Here is an 18,783-nt window from a genome sequence, read left to right as displayed (position 1 = left end):
TAGCGGGTTGACGCTGCTTGAGCGCGTCAGGGCTCCTCCCGAGACTTGGACCACCAGACTCTGTCCTTACGAACCGCCTGAGCTGTGAGTCGTAGCTTAACTTTTTTTGTTTGTCACCAATTTCGGCAATGTGTGTTCAAAATTTAGGCCAAGGGTAGAATCGCGGCCTTTCACGCTATTTCCGGTCACGCTGGGGTCGCCTGGCCGGCATCGGAAATGGAGATATTTGACAGCCTGGGAAGCAATTCGCCAGGCGAACGGAATTAAGCCCCGATTGCCGGCTCCATGTCCTAGACTGCCCGGCGTCCGACCCGTCGCCCTTGTATTTTGGCGGCCGATCCGGTTTCACTCCCGTTCTCCCGTGTCCCTCCGATTCCCAGGCCTAACCATGCGATTGTCGCGCTATTTTCTGCCCATTCTCAAGGAAACGCCGAAGGAAGCCGAGATCGTCTCGCACCGGCTGATGCTGCGCGCGGGCATGATCCGGCAGGAGGCCGCCGGCATCTATGCCTGGTTGCCGCTGGGCCTGCGGGTGCTGAAGAAGATCGAGGCGATCGTCCGCGAGGAGCAGAACCGGGCGGGCGCCATCGAGCTCCTGATGCCGACATTGCAGCTCGCCGATCTCTGGCGCGAAAGTGGGCGCTACGACGCCTATGGGCCGGAGATGCTGCGCATCGTCGACCGCCACAAGCGGGAGCTTCTCTACGGGCCGACCAACGAGGAAATGATCACCGAGATCTTCCGCGGCTATGTGAAGTCCTACAAGAGCCTCCCGCTGAACCTGTACCACATCCAGTGGAAGTTCCGCGACGAGCAGCGTCCGCGTTTCGGCGTGATGCGCGGCCGCGAATTCCTGATGAAGGATGGCTATTCGTTCGACATCGACGAAGCCGCGGCGAAACATTCCTACAATCAGATGTTCGTCGCTTATCTGCGCACCTTCGCGCGCATGGGCCTCAAAGCGATCCCGATGCGCGCCGAGACCGGACCGATCGGCGGCGATCACTCCCACGAATTCATCGTGCTCGCCGAGACCGGCGAGTCCGGCGTGTTCTGCGACAAGAACGTGCTCGATCTGCCGATCCCGCCGGCCGATGTCGATTATAGCGGTGATCTCACGGGCATCATCAATCAGTGGACCTCGATCTATGCGGCAACCGAAGACGTCCACGACGCCGCGCGGTTCGAGAGCGAAGTGCCGGCCGAGCGGCGGCTCAACACCCGCGGTATCGAAGTCGGCCAGATCTTCTATTTCGGCACCAAATATTCCGACGCGATGAAGGCGACCGTTGCGGGCGCCGATGGCGCGGAGACGCCGATCCATGGCGGCTCCTATGGCGTCGGCGTGTCGCGGCTGCTGGGCGCGATCATCGAGGCCTGCCACGACGAGAACGGCATCAAGTGGCCCGAGGAAGTGGCGCCGTTCCGTGCTGCGATCCTCAACCTGAAGCAGGGCTCGCCCGATACGGATGCGGCCTGCGAGGCGCTCTACAAGGAGCTCTCGGCCAAGGGCGTCGATGTGCTCTATGACGACACCGACCAGCGCGCCGGCGGCAAGTTTGCCACCGCTGACCTGATCGGTGTGCCTTGGCAGATCCTCGTTGGCCCGAAGGGGCTGGCCGAAGGCAAGGTCGAGCTGAAGCGGCGCGATGACGGTTCGCGTGAGAATATCAGTGCCGCTGAGGTCGTCGCAAAGCTGACGTCCTGACGACTTATCCACTGTGTGGTCGCCGCATCACTCACGATGCGGCTAGAATAAGCCCGATTCGTATGGGAGTCGGGCGATGGATGATGCCATGAGCGAGCCAGTTCGAACCCCACCCTTCGCCGCCTTCGAATGGCTGCTGTCCGGACGCTATCTCCGCGCGCGCCGTAAAGAGGGATTCATCTCCGTCATTGCCGGCTTCTCGTTCCTCGGCATCATGCTCGGCGTTGCCACGCTGATCATCGTGATGGCCGTGATGAACGGCTTCCGCAAGGAGCTGCTCGACAAGATCCTGGGTCTCAACGGGCATCTGCTGGTGCAGCCGCTGGAAAGTCCTCTGACCGACTGGAAGGATGTCGCCGACCGCATCAGCGGCGTGAATGGCATTCGTCTCGCGGCGCCGGTCGTGGATGGCCAGGGATTGGGATCATCCGCGTTCGGTGCTGCCGGCATCTTTATCCGCGGTATTCGCTCTGGCGATCTCAATAACCTCACGTCGATCGCCAAGAACATCAAGCAGGGCACGCTCGAAGGCTTCGATGACGGGCAGGGTGTGGCGATCGGTCGGCGGCTGGCAGATCAACTCTCGATCCACGCCGGCGACATGATCACGTTGATCTCGCCGAAGGGGGCGGTGACCCCGATGGGCACGACGCCGCGCATCAAGCCCTACAAGGTTGCTGCCGTCTTCGAGATCGGCATGTCGGAATATGACTCGACCTTCGTGTTCATGCCATTGGCCGAGGCGCAGACTTACTTCAATCGCCCCTCTGACGTGACCTCGATCGAGGTCTACACCAACAATCCCGACAGGATCGACGAGTATCGCAAGCTCGTGACCGAGGCGGCCGGGCGGCCGATCTTCATCGTCGATTGGCGGCAGCGCAACTCGACCTTCTTCAATGCGCTGCAGGTCGAGCGTAACGTCATGTTCCTGATCCTGACGCTGATCGTGCTGGTGGCGGCGCTGAACATCGTCTCCGGCCTGATCATGCTGGTAAAGGACAAGGGCAGCGACATCGCGATCCTGCGCACCATGGGCGCCTCTCAAGGCTCGATCATGCGGGTGTTCCTGATCACGGGTGCTGCGATCGGCGTGGTCGGCACGCTGGTCGGCTTCTTCGTTGGACTGCTGGTCTGCTTCAACATCGAGACGATCCGGCAATTCATCTCCTGGATGACATCCACTGAGCTGTTCTCGCCGGAACTGTATTTCCTGTCCAAGCTGCCGGCCGAGGTCGACGTCGGCGAAACCAGCGCGGTGGTCATCATGGCGTTGACGCTGTCGTTCCTGGCGACCCTCTACCCGTCGTGGCGCGCCGCGCGCCTCGATCCCGTCGATGCGCTAAGATACGAGTGAGTGACTGATATGGCGCAAGGGGCAGATGATGTACCGGTGGTCTATCTCCACGACATCAAGCGGCAATACACCCAGGGCGAAAGCGTTCTGACCATTCTCGACAATGCCAAGCTGGCATTGTGGGCGGGGCAGTCGGTCGCGCTGGTGGCGCCGTCCGGCTCGGGCAAGTCGACGCTGCTGCATATTGCCGGCCTACTCGAGAGCCCGGATGACGGCGAGGTCTATGTCGGCGGCACCGCGACCTCGGGCCTGTCGGACACCGAGCGTACCCAGATCCGCCGCACCGATATCGGTTTCGTCTACCAGTCACATCGGCTGCTGCCGGAATTCACCGCGCTGGAAAACGTCATGCTGCCGCAGATGATCCGCGGCCTGAAGCGCTCCGAGACGGTCGCTCGCGCCAAGGAAATCCTGGCCTATCTGGGTCTGGCCGAACGCATCACCCATCGCCCTGCGGAGCTGTCGGGCGGCGAGCAGCAACGCGTTGCGATTGCCCGCGCGGTGGCCAATGCACCGCGCGTGTTGTTTGCCGACGAGCCGACGGGCAATCTCGATCCACATACCGCGGATCATGTCTTCAAGGCGCTGATGCAGCTGGTGAAGGCGACCAAGGTGGCGATGTTGATCGCGACCCATAACATGGAACTGGCTGGCCGCATGGATCGGCGGGTGTCGCTGGAAAACGGCAAGGTCGTCGAACTCGACTGACCCCGCCACTCGTTTCATTTGAGAGAGAAAAAGCGGGGCGCCGCGGACGGCGCGTCGCTCAGTAGCTGCTCTTACGCTTGCGCTTCACGCGCGGCTGCTGCGGCGCGTAGGTCTGCGCATAGGCCAGCGCCGGATTGGCAAAGCAGGTCAGGCCGATGCCCGATGCCGTCGCGGCGCACTGCGCATAGGTGCGGTAGCTGCAGTCGTCGTCGTCATAGAGCGAGCGCATGCAGAACGGATAACCGCTCGGCGTGTTGAACGAGAACGGGCCGGGATCGGTGCGCTGTGCTGCGGCGGGCGTGACGGTGAGGGCCGAGAGGGCGCCGAAGGCGACCAGAGCAAGCAGGGCTGCGCGCATCGAATTCTCCTGCCGACTCAGATGGCCGGCTGCGTGTGATCTCTGACCGGCACAAAGCCGGTCCGAGAGGTATTCGTCAACTCACAAAGCCGGATTCCGCTCCGCATCTGGCGCCGGAAACATGCCGTAACAGGGCTTGTTCGGCACAAGCGACGCAATACGGCGTAGGTGATCGCCGGCGAGGGATGGCCTTGGCTGGCTGGGCGTAAAGCGTGCCGGCCTGCCATTTTAACCATCCCGAATATGAGGCGCGACGCGCCCGGATCGGCTGCTTGACTCAGGAACAGAATGAGAACAATGTTCTTCATATGTTCCAGAGATCACGGAGGCCACCATGTTGAAGACCTTTGTTGAAGAAGCCGCTGCGCTGGCATCGATCGTTCTGTTCGTCGGCATGATTGCGGTTTGGGCGCAACTGATCCCCCAGCTGTGATCCTGCTCCCGGACGCTGGCTGCGAAGCTGGCGCCGGAACACCGGGGAAGCACTCTCCGGTGGATACGGGAACGCTCCCGGGGAATGACAAGCATTCCCTAGGGAATGACAGGCATTCCCTAGGGAATGCGGGGACGCTTCCGGGCCCGAGCGGGTTTCACATGGACTTGGCCGGGGGCAGGCATCACCATGGGGCAGCGAGTCGGTCTGAACAGGCTGCCGCGATCCCCAGTGTCGATGACTGCCCAGATCGGGCGCTGCAAAGTCCGGAACGCCCCACGCCATGAGTCAGAAGCCCGCCGCCGCGTCGAATGCCGGATTTGTCCATCTGCACGTGCATTCGGCCTATTCGCTGCTGAAGGGCTCGATCAAGATCCAAAAACTGGCGGAACTGGCGAAGGCCGACCATCAGCCGGCGCTGGCGCTGACCGACAGCGACAACATGTTTGGCGCGCTGGAATTCTCCGAGAAGCTGGTGGGCTACGGCATCCAGCCAATCACCGGCTGCGAGGTCGCCATCGATTTCGGCGACCAGGATCCCAACGCCCGTAATGCGCTGAACGCCGTGATGCCGCGAATCGTGCTGCTGGCTGCCAAGGAGCGTGGCTATCAGAGCCTGATGAAACTCAACTCGCGCGCGTTTCTGGAAACCCCGGTCAATCACGCGCCTCACATCAAGCTGGAATGGCTGCTGGAGGAAACCGAAGACCTGATCGCGTTGAGCGGCGGTCCGGACGGTCCGATCAATCAGGCGCTGCTTGCCGATCAATCCGCGCTTGCCGCTGCGCGTTGCGACCGGCTCGCGTCGCTGTTTGGCGATCGGCTCTACATCGAACTGCAGCGTCATGGCGCCGAGAAGGAGCGCCGCGCCGAAGCCGGTTTGATAGACTTGGCTTACGCCAAGGGCCTGCCGTTGGTGGCAACTAACGAGCCGTATTTTGCCGCCGCGGATGACTATGAGGCCCATGATGCGCTGCTATGCATCGCCGGTGGCAGGATCATTGCCGAAACGGACCGCGAGCAGCTCACCACCGATCATCGCTTCAAGACCCGCGCCGAAATGGCGGTTCTGTTTGCCGATATTCCTGAGGCATTGGCGTCAACCGTCGAAATCGCCGAGCGCTGCTCGTTCCGGCCAAAGACGCGCAAGCCGATCCTGCCGCGCTTCACGGTGGGCGCCGGCAGTAACGCCGAAGGTGCGGCCCAGGAGGAATCCGACGAGTTGCGCCGTCAGGCCGAGGAGGGGCTGCGCAAGCGTCTCGAGATCCACGGCGTGTCACAGGGCAAGAGCGAGGAGGAATACCACGCGCGGCTCGACTTCGAACTCAACGTCATCTCCCGCATGAACTATGCGGGTTACTTCCTGATCGTGTCCGATTTCATCAAATGGGCGAAGGCACAGGGCATTCCGGTGGGGCCGGGTCGCGGTTCGGGCGCCGGCTCGCTGGTCGCCTGGGTGTTGACCATCACCGATCTCGATCCCTTGCAGTTCAATCTTCTGTTCGAACGCTTCCTCAATCCGGAACGCGTCTCGATGCCGGACTTCGACATCGACTTCTGCCAGGATCGTCGCGGCGAGGTGATCTCCTATGTGCAGCAGCGCTACGGCCGCGATCAGGTCGCGCAGATCATCACCTTCGGTACGCTGCAGGCGCGCGGCGTGTTGCGCGACGTCGGCCGTGTGCTGCAGATGCCCTATGGCCAGGTCGACAAGCTGACCAAGCTGGTGCCGCAAAATCCGGCCGCACCGGTGACACTTGCAGCCGCGATCGAGGGCGAGCCGAAACTCCAGGCGCTCCGCGACGAGGATCCGATCGTCGCCAAAGCCTTCGATATTGCGCAGCGTCTCGAGGGCCTGACACGCCACGCTTCGACCCACGCCGCAGGCATCGTGATCGGCGACCGGCCGCTGTCGCAGCTCGTGCCGATGTATCGCGATCCGAAATCGGACATGCCGGTCACCCAGTTCAACATGAAATGGGTTGAGCCAGCAGGTCTCGTGAAGTTCGACTTCCTCGGCCTGAAGACACTGACGGTGCTCGATGTCGCCGTGAAGCTGCTCAAGCAGCGCAATATTGACGTCAATCTTGCGACCACGCCGATTACCGACGCCAAGAGCTACGAGATGCTGGCGCGCGGTGAAGTGGTCGGCGTGTTCCAGGTGGAAAGCCAGGGCATGCGGCGCGCGCTCGTGGACATGCGCCCCGACCGTTTCGAGGACATCATCGCGCTCGTCGCGTTGTATCGTCCGGGCCCGATGGCGAACATCCCGACCTATTGCGCGCGCAAGCATGGCGATGAAGAGCCGGAATATCTGCATCCGATCATCGAGCCGATCCTGAAGGAAACTTTCGGCGTTATCATCTATCAGGAACAGGTGATGCAGATCGCACAGGTCATGGCGGGCTATTCGCTCGGCGACGCCGACCTGCTGCGCCGCGCGATGGGCAAGAAGATCCGCGCCGAAATGGAAAAGCAGCGCGAGATCTTCGTTGCAGGCTCTGTCAAGAACGGCGTGCCGAAGGGGCAGGCCGATACGATCTTCGATCTGCTGGCAAAATTCGCCGACTATGGCTTCAACAAGAGCCACGCGGCGGCCTATGCGCTGGTGTCGTATCACACCGCCTATATGAAGGCGCATTATCCGGTGGAGTTCATTGCGGCGTCGATGACGCTCGACATGGGCAACACCGACAAGCTGTCGGAATTTCGCGCCGAGGCGCAGCGGCTCGGTATCAAGGTCGAGGCGCCGAATATCAATCGTTCGGGCGTCACCTTCGAGGTCAGCGACAACACGATCTATTATGCGCTGGCCGCGTTGAAAGGCGTCGGCGCTGGCGCCGTCGAGCTGATCGTCGCCGAGCGCAACAAGAATGGTTTGTTCACGTCGCTTGCCGACTTTGCGTCGCGCGTGAGCCCACGCGCGGTCAACAAGCGCATCATCGAAACACTCGCTGCGGCCGGCGCCTTTGATACGCTCGATCCACATCGTGCCCGCGTGCATGGCGGAGCGGATGCTATTTTGGCCGCCTGCCAGAGCGCCCACGTGGATACGACAATCGGTCAGGGAAACATGTTTGGCGGCGCGGCCGATGCGCCGACCATCATGCTGCCGCAGATCGACAACTGGCTAGCGGCGGAGAAGCTGCGCAAGGAATACGACGCTATTGGCTTCTTCCTGTCCGGCCATCCGCTTGACGATTACGCCACCGCACTGAAGCGGCTGCGGGTGCAGAGCTGGGCCGAGTTCTGCCGCGCCGTCAAAACTGGCGCTACGGCGGGCAGGGTGGCGGCAACGGTCGTGTCGCGCATGGAGCGGAGGACCAAGACCGGCAACAAGATGGGCATCATGGGTCTGTCCGACCCAACCGGCCATTTCGAGGCGGTGCTGTTCTCCGAAGGACTTGCCCAATACCGCGACGTACTGGAACCGGGTACCGCGGTGCTGCTGCAACTCGGTGCCGAACTCCAGGGCGAGGACGTTCGGGCCCGGGTTCTCCACGCGGAGCCTTTGGATGCCGCCGCTGCCAAGACCCAGAAGGGGCTCAGGGTGACCATGAAGGACACCAAGGCACTGGATTCGCTGGTAAAACGCCTCCAACCGCAGCCGAGCAATGCCGCCGGCGGAGGCGACGTCTCGCTGATCCTGCGCCTCGACCTGCAAACTGAGGTCGAATTCAAGCTCGAAGGCCGGTTCCAGGTGTCCCCGCAGATCGCCGGCGCCATTAAAGCGGTTTCGGGCGTGGAAATGGTCGAAACGCTTTGAGCTGGCGACCCGCGCGGTAAACCGGCCGAAGCCACCGGATTTCCTTGCTTATCCCGGGAATCCGGCTATAAACCGGCCCATCTCACACGGAAGCATGGCTTAATCGCCGTCCGGTGGCATCCGGGCTGCACGGCAGAATCCTCTGCCCGAACGCTCGTTTGCTCACACGCTTCCGGAGGAAACAACCGGAGAATTGATACTATGGCACTACCCGAATTTTCTATGCGTCAACTGCTCGAAGCTGGCGTCCACTTTGGCCACCAGTCGCACCGCTGGAATCCGAAGATGGCGAATTACATCTTCGGCGCACGCAACAACATCCACATCATCGATCTCGCGCAGACCGTGCCGTTGCTGCACACCGCGCTGAAGGCTGTGAGCGACACCGTCGCCAAGGGCGGTCGCATCCTGTTCGTCGGCACCAAGCGCCAGGCGCAGGACGTCGTTGCCGAAGCTGCGAAGCGCTCGGCGATGTACTTCGTCAATTCGCGCTGGCTCGGCGGCACGCTGACCAACTGGAAGACCATCTCCGGTTCGATCAAGCGTCTGCGCCACCTCGACGAAGTGCTGAACTCCGGCGACGCGTCGGCCTACACCAAGAAGGAGCGTCTGACGCTGCAGCGCGAGCGCGACAAGCTCGATCGCTCGCTGGGCGGCATCAAGGACATGGGCGGTCTGCCCGACCTGATCTTCGTGATCGACACCAACAAGGAAGACATCGCGATCCAGGAAGCCCAGCGTCTGGGTATCCCTGTCGCGGCGATCGTCGACACCAACTCGGATCCGAAGGGCATCACCTATGTGGTCCCGGGCAACGACGACGCCGGCCGTGCGCTGTCGCTGTATTGCGACCTGATCGCACGCGCTGTCATCGACGGCATCTCGCGCGCCCAGGGCGACTCGGGCTTCGATATCGGCGCATCGGCTGCCCCGGTGGCTGAGGCCATCCCGGCTCCGGAAGCAGGCTTCCAGGGCCTGGCCGGTCCGCGCGGCACCGCCGACGATCTCAAGAAGCTCACCGGCGTGTCCGGTGCGATCGAGAAGAAATTCAACGACCTCGGCATCTTCCACTATTGGCAGCTGGCCGAACTCGATCACGACACCGCCCACAAGATTGGCGAAGAAGTTGGTCTTCCGGCCCGTGCCGACGGCTGGGTCGCCCAGGCCAAGGGTCTGACGGCGGAAGCTGAGTAACGCGCAGGCGTGATCCGGAACCGGTGTCCCGGTTCCGGACAAAATCATGCCGATGCGACAGCCAAGAAACTATTGTGCGGCCGTCATCCCGGCCGCACTTTCCATCTCTACACTTCTCTCGATGATAGTTCCTGCGGCGTAACGCGATTGACCAGCACCGGCTGGCTCGCAGGCGCCCTGACAGGCAAAGGGTTCAACGATGGCAACGATTACTGCAGCGATGGTCAAGGACCTCCGCGAAACCACCGGCGTCGGCATGATGGATTGCAAGAACGCTCTGGCTGCCAATGACGGCGACATGCAGGCGTCAATCGACTGGCTGCGCGCGAAGGGCCTGTCCAAGGCCGCCAAGAAGGCTGACCGCGTTGCGGCCGAAGGCCTGATCGGCGTTCTCACCGCCGGCAACAAGGGCGTCGTGGTCGAAGTCAATTCCGAGACCGACTTTGTCGCGCGCAACGATCAGTTCCAGGGTCTGGTTAAGATGATCGCCCAGGTGGCGCTCAAGGTCGGCTCCGACGTCGAAGCCATCAAGGCTCACAAGATTGGCGAAGCTACCGTCGAGACCGCGATCACCGAAGCCATCGCCACCATCGGCGAAAACATGACCCTGCGCCGCGCCGCGACGCTGGAAGTCTCGGCCGGCGTCGTGTCGAGCTACGTGCATAACGCCGTGATCGAAGGTCTCGGCAAGATGGGCATCATCGTCGCGCTGGAATCCACCGGCAAGGCTGACGAGCTCGCCACCCTCGGCAAACAGATCGCGATGCATGTCGCTGCTGCCAATCCGCAGGCGCTGGACTCCGCCGGCCTCGATCCGGCCGTCGTTGCTCGCGAGAAGGAAGTGATGGCGGACAAGTATCGCCAGCAGGGCAAGCCGGACGCGATGATTGAGAAGATCGTCGAGAACGGCCTGAAGACCTATTACAAGGAAGTCTGCCTGCTGGATCAGGCTTTCATCCACGACACCGGCAAGTCGGTGGCGCAGGCCGTCAAGGAAGCCGAAGGCAAGGTTGGCGCGCCGATCAAGCTCGCTGGCTTCGTGCGCTACGCGCTCGGCGAAGGCATCGAGAAGCAGACTTCGGACTTCGCTGCCGAAGTTGCCGCCGCCAGCGGCCAGAAGTAAGACGAATTGGAAGACCTCCCGGCGATCTACGCCGGGAGCTGCCGCCTCGAAAGGAAGCGATCGCATCATGAGTGAGCCGCTCTATCGTCGCGTCGTGATCAAGGTCTCGGGTGAGTCTTTCGCCGGAGGCCAGTCATTCGGTATCGATCAGCCGACTATCGACCGCATCGCCGTCGATCTCATTGCAGCCCAGAAACTTGGTGTCGAAGTCGCGGTCGTCGTCGGTGGCGGCAATATTTTCCGCGGCGTCGAAGTCTCCTCGCGTGGTGTGTCGCGCCCGACGGGCGATAGCATGGGCATGCTCGCTACCGTCATGAACTGCCTGGCACTGGAAGCTGCGATCGAGCGCCACGCCGTGCCGGCCCGCACGCTGTCGGCGATGGTGATGCCGCAGGTCTGCGAACTCTTCACACGTGCTGCTGCACACAAATACCTGTCCGAGGGCCGGATCGTGCTGCTGGCCGGCGGTACCGGCAATCCGTTCTTCACCACCGACACGACAGCAGTGTTGCGCGCTGCCGAGATCGGCGCATCGGCCGTGCTGAAGGCGACCAATGTGGACGGCGTCTACAGCGCCGATCCAAAGAAGGATCCGAACGCGACGCGCTTCGAGCGTCTCAGCCATTCGCAGGCCGTGGAGGGGAACTACAAAGTCATGGATGCGACGGCTTTCGCGCTTGCCCGCGAGACCTCGCTGCCTATCATCGTGTTCTCGATCGCCGAACCGGGTTCGATCGGCGCCATTTTGACTGGTACTGGCCGCGGCACCATCGTCGCGGGCTGATTTTAGACGGGTTCGGAGCGCCATACCCGCTTCGCACCAGCAGGATACAAGGGAGAGCTGCATGGCCACCATGGCCCCATTCGACATCAACGACCTCAAGCGCCGTATGCAGGGCTCGACCCAGTCGCTGAAGCATGAGCTTGGCGGCTTGCGCACCGGACGTGCGGCAGCCTCGATGCTGGAGCCGGTCCAGGTGGAAGCCTACGGCAGCCACATGCCGCTGAACCAGGTTGCGACCGTCAGCGTTCCCGAGCCGCGCCTGCTGTCGGTGCAGGTTTGGGACAAGTCGATGGTCAAGGCGGTGGAAAAGGCGATCGTCGATTCCAATCTCGGCCTCAGCCCCGCAACCGAAGGCCAGATTCTGCGGCTACGCATTCCCGAATTGAACACCGAGCGCCGCAAGGAACTCGTGAAGGTCGCGCATAAATATGCCGAGGCAGCCAAGGTCGCCGTGCGCCACGTCCGCCGCGACGGTCTCGACATCATCAAGAAGCTCGAGAAGGCTCACGAGATTTCCGAGGACGACCAGAAGCGCCACGATACCGAAGTGCAGAAGGTCACGGACAGCATAATCGCTGAAATCGATCAGTTGCTGGCGGCTAAGGAAAAGGAAATCATGACGGTTTAAGCGTCAGAAGCCGTTTTTAAGCTGTTGAAAAGCGTATGGTCCGCAAATTGGTCACATATGTGCCGGACCATGGGCTGGGGATTTTAATCGATGTCGAATGCCGCCGCGCCCGCAAATGATGGATCGGACCGATCCACGCCTTTGCATGTCGCGATCATCATGGACGGCAATGGGCGCTGGGCTGCAGCGCGGGGGCTTCCGCGCGCCGAGGGCCATCGCCGCGGCGTCGAGGCACTTCGCCGTGTGGTGCGGGCATCCAACGAACTCGGCATCCAATATTTGACGATCTTCTCGTTCAGCTCCGAGAACTGGTCGCGGCCCGCATCCGAGATCAGCGATCTATTTGGCCTACTGCGTCGCTTCATCCGCAACGATCTTGCCACGCTGCATCGTGACGGCGTGCGCGTACGCGTGATCGGAGAGCGCCAGGGCCTCGATTCCGATATCGCGTCATTGCTGAAAGAGGCCGAGGACCTGACGCGGGGCAACACCCAGCTCAATCTCGTGGTCGCCTTCAACTACGGCTCGCGGCACGAGATCGCCACGGCAGCGCAGCGCCTTGCGCGCGAGGTTGCCGAGGGCAAGCGGACGCCCGAAAGCATCAATGTCGATACGCTCGGCCAGTATCTCGACGCGCCTGATATTCCGGACCCGGACCTGATCATCCGCACGTCGGGTGAACAGCGGCTGTCGAACTTCCTGATGTGGCAGGCTGCGTATAGTGAGTTCGTCTTCGTGCCGATCCATTGGCCAGATTTCGACAAGGCCGCGCTGGAAAGCGCTATTGCCGAATATGCCCGCCGCGAGCGGCGCTTCGGCGGTCTCGCCGCGAAAACCGGTTCGTGACCGGCGTGACCCAGGACGACAGTACGCCGAAGCAGGCGGATGACCGGGGGCTGCGCAATCTCTTGATGCGCATCCTGGCCGCGCTGGTGCTGATCCCCGTTGCGATTTTCGCCGCTTATGCCGGTGGCTGGCTGTGGTTCGGCCTCGTGACGCTGGTGTCGGTTGGTCTCTTCCTGGAATGGCGGGCCATTGTCGGCAATCATATCGGCTGGATCGGGCTCGGCGTCGTCTATGCCTTGGCTGCGTTTGTGGCGTCCATTGTCGTGCGCCTCGATCCCGTCTGGGGCTTCTCGGCCCTGATGTTCATTCTGTTGGTGGTCTGGATGACCGATATCGGCGGCTATTTCGCCGGGCGCGGCATCGGCGGCCCGAAACTGTGGCCGCGCGTCAGTCCGAAGAAGACATGGGCCGGCGCCATCGGCGGCTTTGTTCTCAGCCTCGCTGTGGCTGCCGGTTTTGCCATGAATGGTTTGGGCAGCCTGCTGCCGCTGCTCATGATCGCAACCGTGCTGACGGTGCTGTCGCAACTTGGTGATCTCTTCGAGTCCGCAGTGAAGCGCAAATTCGGCGTCAAGGATTCCGGCCAGATCATTCCTGGTCATGGCGGTCTGCTGGATCGCCTCGACGGCTACGTGTTCGCGGTGGTGGCTGCCGCGGTGATCGGTCTTTTACGCGGCGGTGCAGATGGCGTCGGCCGCGGTCTTATGGTTTGGTGATTTGATGAGTGCTGTTCCCCTGCGAAATAACAAGCCCGCCGCGTCCAGTCTGCGCAGCATCACTGTCCTCGGTGCAACCGGTTCGATCGGCGATAGCACCATGGATCTGCTGCGAGCGTCGCCTGAGCGGTACCAGGTGGAGGCTTTGACGGCTAACGGCAACGTCGAAGGCGTGGTCAAGCTGGCCAAGGAATTCAACGCGCGCTTTGTGGCCGTCGCCGATGAATCCAAGCTGGACGAACTCCGATCGGCGCTGGCCGGCACCGGCATCGCCAGCGGGGCAGGGGATAGTGCCATCGTCGAGGCTGCGGAGCGGCCGGCCGACTGGCTGATGGCCGCCGTGTCAGGCGCCGCCGGCTTGAAGCCCGCGCTCGCCGCCGTCGACCGCGGTGCAACGGTTGCACTGGCCAACAAGGAATGCCTCGTTTGCGCCGGCGATTTCTTCATGGATCGCGCCGCCAAGGCGGGCGCCTGCATCCTGCCGGCGGACAGTGAGCACAATGCTCTGTTCCAGGCGCTGGCCTCCGGCAGCCGCGAGGAACTGACCCGCGTCATCATCACCGCCTCGGGCGGACCGTTCCGTACCTGGGCTGCCGCCGATATCGAGCAGGCAACGCTGGCGCAGGCGCTGAAACATCCGAACTGGTCGATGGGGCAGAAGATTACCATCGATTCCGCATCGATGATGAACAAGGGTCTCGAAGTGATCGAGGCGTCCTATCTGTTCGCGCTGGCGCCGGACGAAATCGACGTATTGGTGCATCCGCAGTCGATCATCCACGGCATGGTCGAGTTCCGCGATTATTCTGTCATGGCGCAGCTCGGTTCGCCCGACATGCGCACGCCGATCGCGCATTGCCTGGGTTGGCCGGACCGCATCCCGGGCCGGGCGGCGCCGCTCGACCTTGCCAAGATCGGGTCGCTGACCTTCGAGGCACCGGATTACGCGCGGTTTCCTGGCCTGAAGCTGGCCTATGACGCGCTGCGCACCGGCAGCGGCGCGACCACCGTCTACAACGCGGCCAACGAGATCGCCGTGGCTGCCTTCACCGCCCAGAAGATCCGCTTTGGCGCCATTGCACGGCTGGTCGAAGCCACCATGAATGAATGGGTGCGGGCAGGGAATTTGGCGCCGTTGTCATCGGCGGATGACGCCATCGCTGTTGACCATAAAGCGAGAAAAATGGCTGCCACCCTCTTGCCTCAAATTGCCGCAAAGGCATCCTAGAGCATTGGGGACGGGGCCTTTGGCCTCGCGTTAGGGGATCGGGATGCTTGAGTTTTTCCAACATAGTTTCAATACGTTAAGCCACGGCTTTATCGGCTATATCATCCCCTTTCTGTTTGTCCTGACGATCGTGGTGTTCTTCCACGAACTCGGCCACTTCCTGGTCGCCCGCTGGAACGGCGTTAAGGTCCTGACGTTCTCGCTCGGCTTCGGTCCTGAACTCGCCGGCTTCAACGATCGCCATGGCACGCGCTGGAAGATTTCCGCGATTCCGCTTGGCGGCTACGTGAAGTTCTTCGGTGACGAGAGCGAAGCCTCGACCCCCTCAAGCGCCGCGCTGGAAGGCATGACGGCGGATGAGCGCAAGGGCAGCTTCCATCACAAGCGGGTTGGCCAGCGTGCGGCCATCGTGGCTGCTGGTCCGATCGCCAATTTCATCCTCGCGATCGTCATTTTCACCTGCCTGTTCACGTTCTTTGGCAAGCCGAGCACGACCGCCAAAGTCGACAGCATTCAGGCTGGCAGCGCGGCCGAGAAGGCCGGGTTCCAGTCGGGCGACATCATCAAGGCCATCGACGGTAAGGTCATTGGCAGTTTCTCCGACATGCAGCGCATCGTCGGCACCAAGGCCGGCGAGCAGCTGGCCTTCAGCGTCAAGCGCGGCGAAGCCACGGTCGAGCTGAAGGGCACGCCAGAACTTCGCGAAGTCAAAGACAGCTTCGGTAACGTCCATCGTCTCGGCGTCCTCGGCATTACCCGCGCGACAGCGGTTGGCGAAGCGACCACCGAGCGGGTCAATCCGGCGACCGCTTTCGTGCTGGGCGTCAAGGAAACCTGGTTCGTCGTGGACCGCACCATCGCCTATATCGGCGGTGTATTCACCGGACGCGAGGCGGCCGACCAAATCGGTGGTCCGATGCGAATCGCCCAGATCTCGGGGCAGGTGGCGACAATCGGCCTGACCGCCCTGATTCACCTGGCGGCGGTTCTGTCGATCTCGATCGGCCTTCTCAACCTGTTTCCGGTGCCACTTCTCGATGGCGGTCATCTTTTGTTCTATGCCGTCGAAGCCGTTCGTGGGCGTCCGCTGTCGGAGCGCGCGCAGGAGATGGGCTTCCGCATTGGCCTCGGTTTAGTGCTGATGTTGATGGTATTTGCGACCTATAACGACATTCTTCACCTGGCTTCGTCATGATCGAGGCTGGGGGTAACGTGGCCGATGGGCAACGTCTTGGAATGAAATTAGAATTGCAGCGCGAAAGGTCGTTTGCCAGTCAGGTAAAATTGGCTACAAGCTGGGCCACTAAAGGGATTCTGTCAGACCGTAGGGGTGCGGGCTGGCGATGGAATGATAAGGGCGCTTTGCGCATGATTTTTGGTTTGCGGGGTTTCCGGGGCGGCCTTCTTGCTGCTTCGATCTTGGTCGCCATGCCGGTCGCCGTTACAGCGACTGCTGCGCTCGTTTCTTCGACTGCCGTGGCTCAGACCGCCGCTTCGATTGTTGTTGAAGGCAATCGTCGCGTGGATGTGGAGACCATCCGCTCCTATTTCCGTCCCGGCCCGAGCGGCCGGCTGGATCAGGGCACCATTGATGACGGCCTCAAGTCGCTCATCGAGACCGGCCTGTTCCAGGACGTGAAGATCAATCAGGCCGGTGGCCGTCTGGTCGTCAGCGTCGTCGAAAACCCGGTCATTGGCCGTATCGCCTTCGAAGGTAACAAGAAGGTCAAGGACGACCAGCTGAACGCCGAAGTGCAGTCGAAGCCGCGCGGGACGCTGTCGCGCCCGATGGTGCAGGCAGACGCGCAGCGCATCTCCGAAATCTATCGTCGCTCTGGCCGTTATGACGTCAGCGTCGTTCCGGAATTCATCGAGCAGCCGAACAACCGCGTCGACCTGATCTTCACGATCAACGAAGGCGCGAAGACCGGCGTGAAGTCGATCCAGTTCATCGGCAACAACTATTACTCGTCCTACCGCCTCAAGGACGTCATCAAGACCCGTGAATCGAATCTCCTGAGCTTCCTGGCTTCGGGCGATATCTATGATCCGGACCGCATCGAGGCTGATCGCGACCTGATCCGCCGCTATTACCTGAAGAACGGCTTCGCCGACGTTCAGGTCGTCGCCGCGCTCACCGAATACGATCCGAACCAGAAGGGCTTCCTGGTCACCTTCAAGATCGAAGAAGGCCAGCAGTACCGCGTGTCGTCGGTCGACTTCTCGTCCACCATTCCGCAGTTCGATCCGAATTCGCTGCGCAGCTTCTCGCGCGTTGGCGTCGGCTCGCTCTACAACGCGGAAGCGCTGGAGAAGTCGGTCGAGGAAATGCAGATCGAAATGTCCCGCCGCGGCTACGCCTTCGCCGTCGTGCGTCCGCGTGGCGATCGCAATTTCGAATCTCACACCGTCACCATCGGTTTCACGGTGGAAGAGGGCCCGCGCGTCTATATCGAGCGTATCAATGTGCGCGGCAACACGCGTACCCGTGACTATGTCATTCGCCGCGAATTCGATCTGGCAGAAGGCGACGCTTACAACCGCGCGCTGGTTGATCGTGCCGAACGCCGCCTGAAGAACCTCGACTTCTTCAAGAGCGTGAAGGTGACGACCGAGCCCGGCTCGTCTAGCGATCGCGTGATCCTGGTGGTCGATCTGGAAGAAAAATCCACCGGTGACTTCTCGGTCTCGGGCGGCTACTCGACCACCGACGGTGCGCTCGGCGAAGTCAGCGTCTCGGAACGTAACTTCCTCGGTCGCGGTCTGTTTGCGAAGGCGTCGGTTCAGTACGGCCAGTATGCCCGTGGCTACTCGCTGTCCTTCGTTGAGCCTTACCTGCTCGACTACCGCGTGGCGCTCGGCCTCGATTTCTATCAGCGCGAGCAGCTGTCCAACAGCTACATCTCGTACAACACCAAGACGCTCGGCTTCAGCCCGCGCCTCGGTTTCCAGCTGCGTGAAGATCTCGCGCTGCAGCTGCGCTATTCCGTCTATCAGCAGCAGATTTCGCTCCCGGCGACGTTGAGCAACTGTAACAACCTGCCAGGTAGCCCAACTGCGACCAACACTCCCGGTTATTTGAATTCGCTGTTCCCCGGCTCGGTTAATCCCGCCGACGCCAACACATGGGGCTGTTACGCCGATGGCGAGTCGTCTCTGCCAGTTCGCCGCGAACTGGCCAGCGGCAAGACGCTGACCTCGGCGCTCGGCTACACGCTGAACTACAACACGCTCGACAATAACAAGAACCCGACCGATGGTCTGTTCCTGGAGTTCAAGCAGGACTACGCCGGCGTCGGCGGCGACGTGACCTACCTCAAGACCACGATCGATGCGAAGTACTACACCCCGCTGGTGGCCGACATCGTTGGTTTGCTGCGTGTCCAGGGTGGTATGCTGAACAAGGTCGGCGAAGACATCCGCATGCTGGATCACTTCCAGATGGGTCCGAACCTGGTGCGTGGTTTCGCGCAGAACGGCATCGGTCCGCGTGACATCAGCTACGTTGCGCTGGGATCCTACGGTGACGCGCTCGGCGGCACCAAGTATTGGGGCGCTTCGGCCGAATTGCAGATGCCATTCTGGTTCCTGCCGAAGGAAGTTGGCATCAAGGGCGCGGTTTATGCCGATGCCGGCGGTCTCTGGGATTATAAGGGACCGACCAGCTGGGCTCAGACTGGCGAAATCAATGCCGCCGGCTGTGTGCCTGCGAGCCGGACTTCGGTCGGTAACTGCGCGGGCATGACCTATGACGACGGCAATGTTGTTCGGTCGTCGGTCGGTGTGGGCCTGATCTGGCAGTCGCCGTTTGGTCCGCTGCGCTTCGACTACGCAGTGCCGATCACCAAGGGCGCCTACGATCGCGTGCAGCAGTTCAAGTTCGGCGGCGGAACTTCGTTCTGAGTTTGATCTCCGGCCGGACCGCGACGGGTGG

At 61.8% G+C, this 18,783-nt stretch carries 14 protein-coding genes; 13 read left to right on the top strand and 1 reads right to left on the bottom strand.

Features of this window, described 5'->3' with window-relative positions; all coding sequences use genetic code 11:
• The first annotated feature begins 388 nt into the window (after positions 1 to 388).
• The 3 genes from proS (at position 389) to CHC01_RS12490 (ending at position 3,773) form a co-directional block, all read left to right on the top strand.
• Positions 389 to 1,708: a proline--tRNA ligase gene (proS, locus tag CHC01_RS12500; protein ID WP_089264550.1), complete on the top strand. Its 1,320-nt coding sequence runs from the start codon at positions 389 to 391 to the stop codon at positions 1,706 to 1,708.
• 76 nt (positions 1,709 to 1,784) lie between these two features.
• Positions 1,785 to 3,065, top strand: a complete 1,281-nt coding sequence (locus tag CHC01_RS12495; protein WP_068730873.1) for a lipoprotein-releasing ABC transporter permease subunit — start codon at positions 1,785 to 1,787, stop codon at positions 3,063 to 3,065.
• Positions 3,066 to 3,074: 9 nt separating this feature from the next.
• Positions 3,075 to 3,773, top strand: a complete 699-nt coding sequence (locus tag CHC01_RS12490) for an ABC transporter ATP-binding protein (RefSeq protein ID WP_068730961.1) — start codon at positions 3,075 to 3,077, stop codon at positions 3,771 to 3,773.
• A 58-nt stretch (positions 3,774 to 3,831) separates the two neighbouring features.
• Here the strand turns inward: CHC01_RS12490 and CHC01_RS12485 are convergent, their stop codons facing one another.
• Positions 3,832 to 4,131 (bottom strand): DUF3551 domain-containing protein, encoded by a 300-nt coding sequence (locus CHC01_RS12485; protein ID WP_089264549.1) that lies wholly within the window; start codon positions 4,129 to 4,131, stop codon positions 3,832 to 3,834.
• A 716-nt stretch (positions 4,132 to 4,847) separates the two neighbouring features.
• Between CHC01_RS12485 and dnaE the strand changes: the two genes are divergently transcribed.
• The 10 genes from dnaE to bamA all read left to right on the top strand — a co-directional run bounded on the left by dnaE (position 4,848) and on the right by bamA (position 18,752).
• A complete protein-coding gene (gene dnaE / locus CHC01_RS12480) occupies positions 4,848 to 8,330 on the top strand; it encodes a DNA polymerase III subunit alpha (RefSeq protein ID WP_089264548.1) in 3,483 nt (1,160 codons plus the stop codon).
• A gap of 201 nt (positions 8,331 to 8,531) precedes the next feature.
• Positions 8,532 to 9,524 (top strand): 30S ribosomal protein S2, encoded by a 993-nt coding sequence (locus tag CHC01_RS12475; protein WP_068730869.1) that lies wholly within the window; start codon positions 8,532 to 8,534, stop codon positions 9,522 to 9,524.
• Positions 9,525 to 9,723: 199 nt separating this feature from the next.
• The gene (tsf, locus tag CHC01_RS12470; protein WP_089264547.1) at positions 9,724 to 10,647 is read left to right on the top strand and encodes a translation elongation factor Ts; all 924 of its coding nucleotides are present in this window, start codon (positions 9,724 to 9,726) and stop codon (positions 10,645 to 10,647) included.
• 67 nt (positions 10,648 to 10,714) lie between these two features.
• Entirely contained in the window at positions 10,715 to 11,431 is a 717-nt protein-coding gene (gene pyrH, locus CHC01_RS12465; protein ID WP_089264546.1) for a UMP kinase, read from the top strand.
• A 70-nt stretch (positions 11,432 to 11,501) separates the two neighbouring features.
• A complete protein-coding gene (gene frr, locus CHC01_RS12460; RefSeq protein ID WP_374725665.1) occupies positions 11,502 to 12,059 on the top strand; it encodes a ribosome recycling factor in 558 nt (185 codons plus the stop codon).
• A gap of 90 nt (positions 12,060 to 12,149) precedes the next feature.
• Positions 12,150 to 12,905, top strand: coding sequence for an isoprenyl transferase (locus CHC01_RS12455; RefSeq protein ID WP_068730865.1), 756 nt, complete (start codon positions 12,150 to 12,152; stop codon positions 12,903 to 12,905).
• 5 nt (positions 12,906 to 12,910) lie between these two features.
• Positions 12,911 to 13,621, top strand: coding sequence for a phosphatidate cytidylyltransferase (locus CHC01_RS12450; RefSeq protein WP_244558342.1), 711 nt, complete (start codon positions 12,911 to 12,913; stop codon positions 13,619 to 13,621).
• A gap of 4 nt (positions 13,622 to 13,625) precedes the next feature.
• A complete protein-coding gene (gene dxr / locus CHC01_RS12445; RefSeq protein WP_089264728.1) occupies positions 13,626 to 14,849 on the top strand; it encodes a 1-deoxy-D-xylulose-5-phosphate reductoisomerase in 1,224 nt (407 codons plus the stop codon).
• Positions 14,850 to 14,892: 43 nt separating this feature from the next.
• Positions 14,893 to 16,044, top strand: a complete 1,152-nt coding sequence (rseP, locus tag CHC01_RS12440) for an RIP metalloprotease RseP (RefSeq protein ID WP_089264545.1) — start codon at positions 14,893 to 14,895, stop codon at positions 16,042 to 16,044.
• 173 nt (positions 16,045 to 16,217) lie between these two features.
• A complete protein-coding gene (gene bamA, locus CHC01_RS12435; RefSeq protein ID WP_089264544.1) occupies positions 16,218 to 18,752 on the top strand; it encodes an outer membrane protein assembly factor BamA in 2,535 nt (844 codons plus the stop codon).
• The last annotated feature ends 31 nt before the right edge of the window (positions 18,753 to 18,783 follow it).

The organism is Tardiphaga sp. OK246, from assembly GCF_900188215.1.
Lineage (GTDB): Bacteria > Pseudomonadota > Alphaproteobacteria > Rhizobiales > Xanthobacteraceae > Tardiphaga > Tardiphaga robiniae.
Note: the sequence above shows the minus strand (reverse complement) of the source record. Positions and strands in the feature narration are given on the sequence as shown.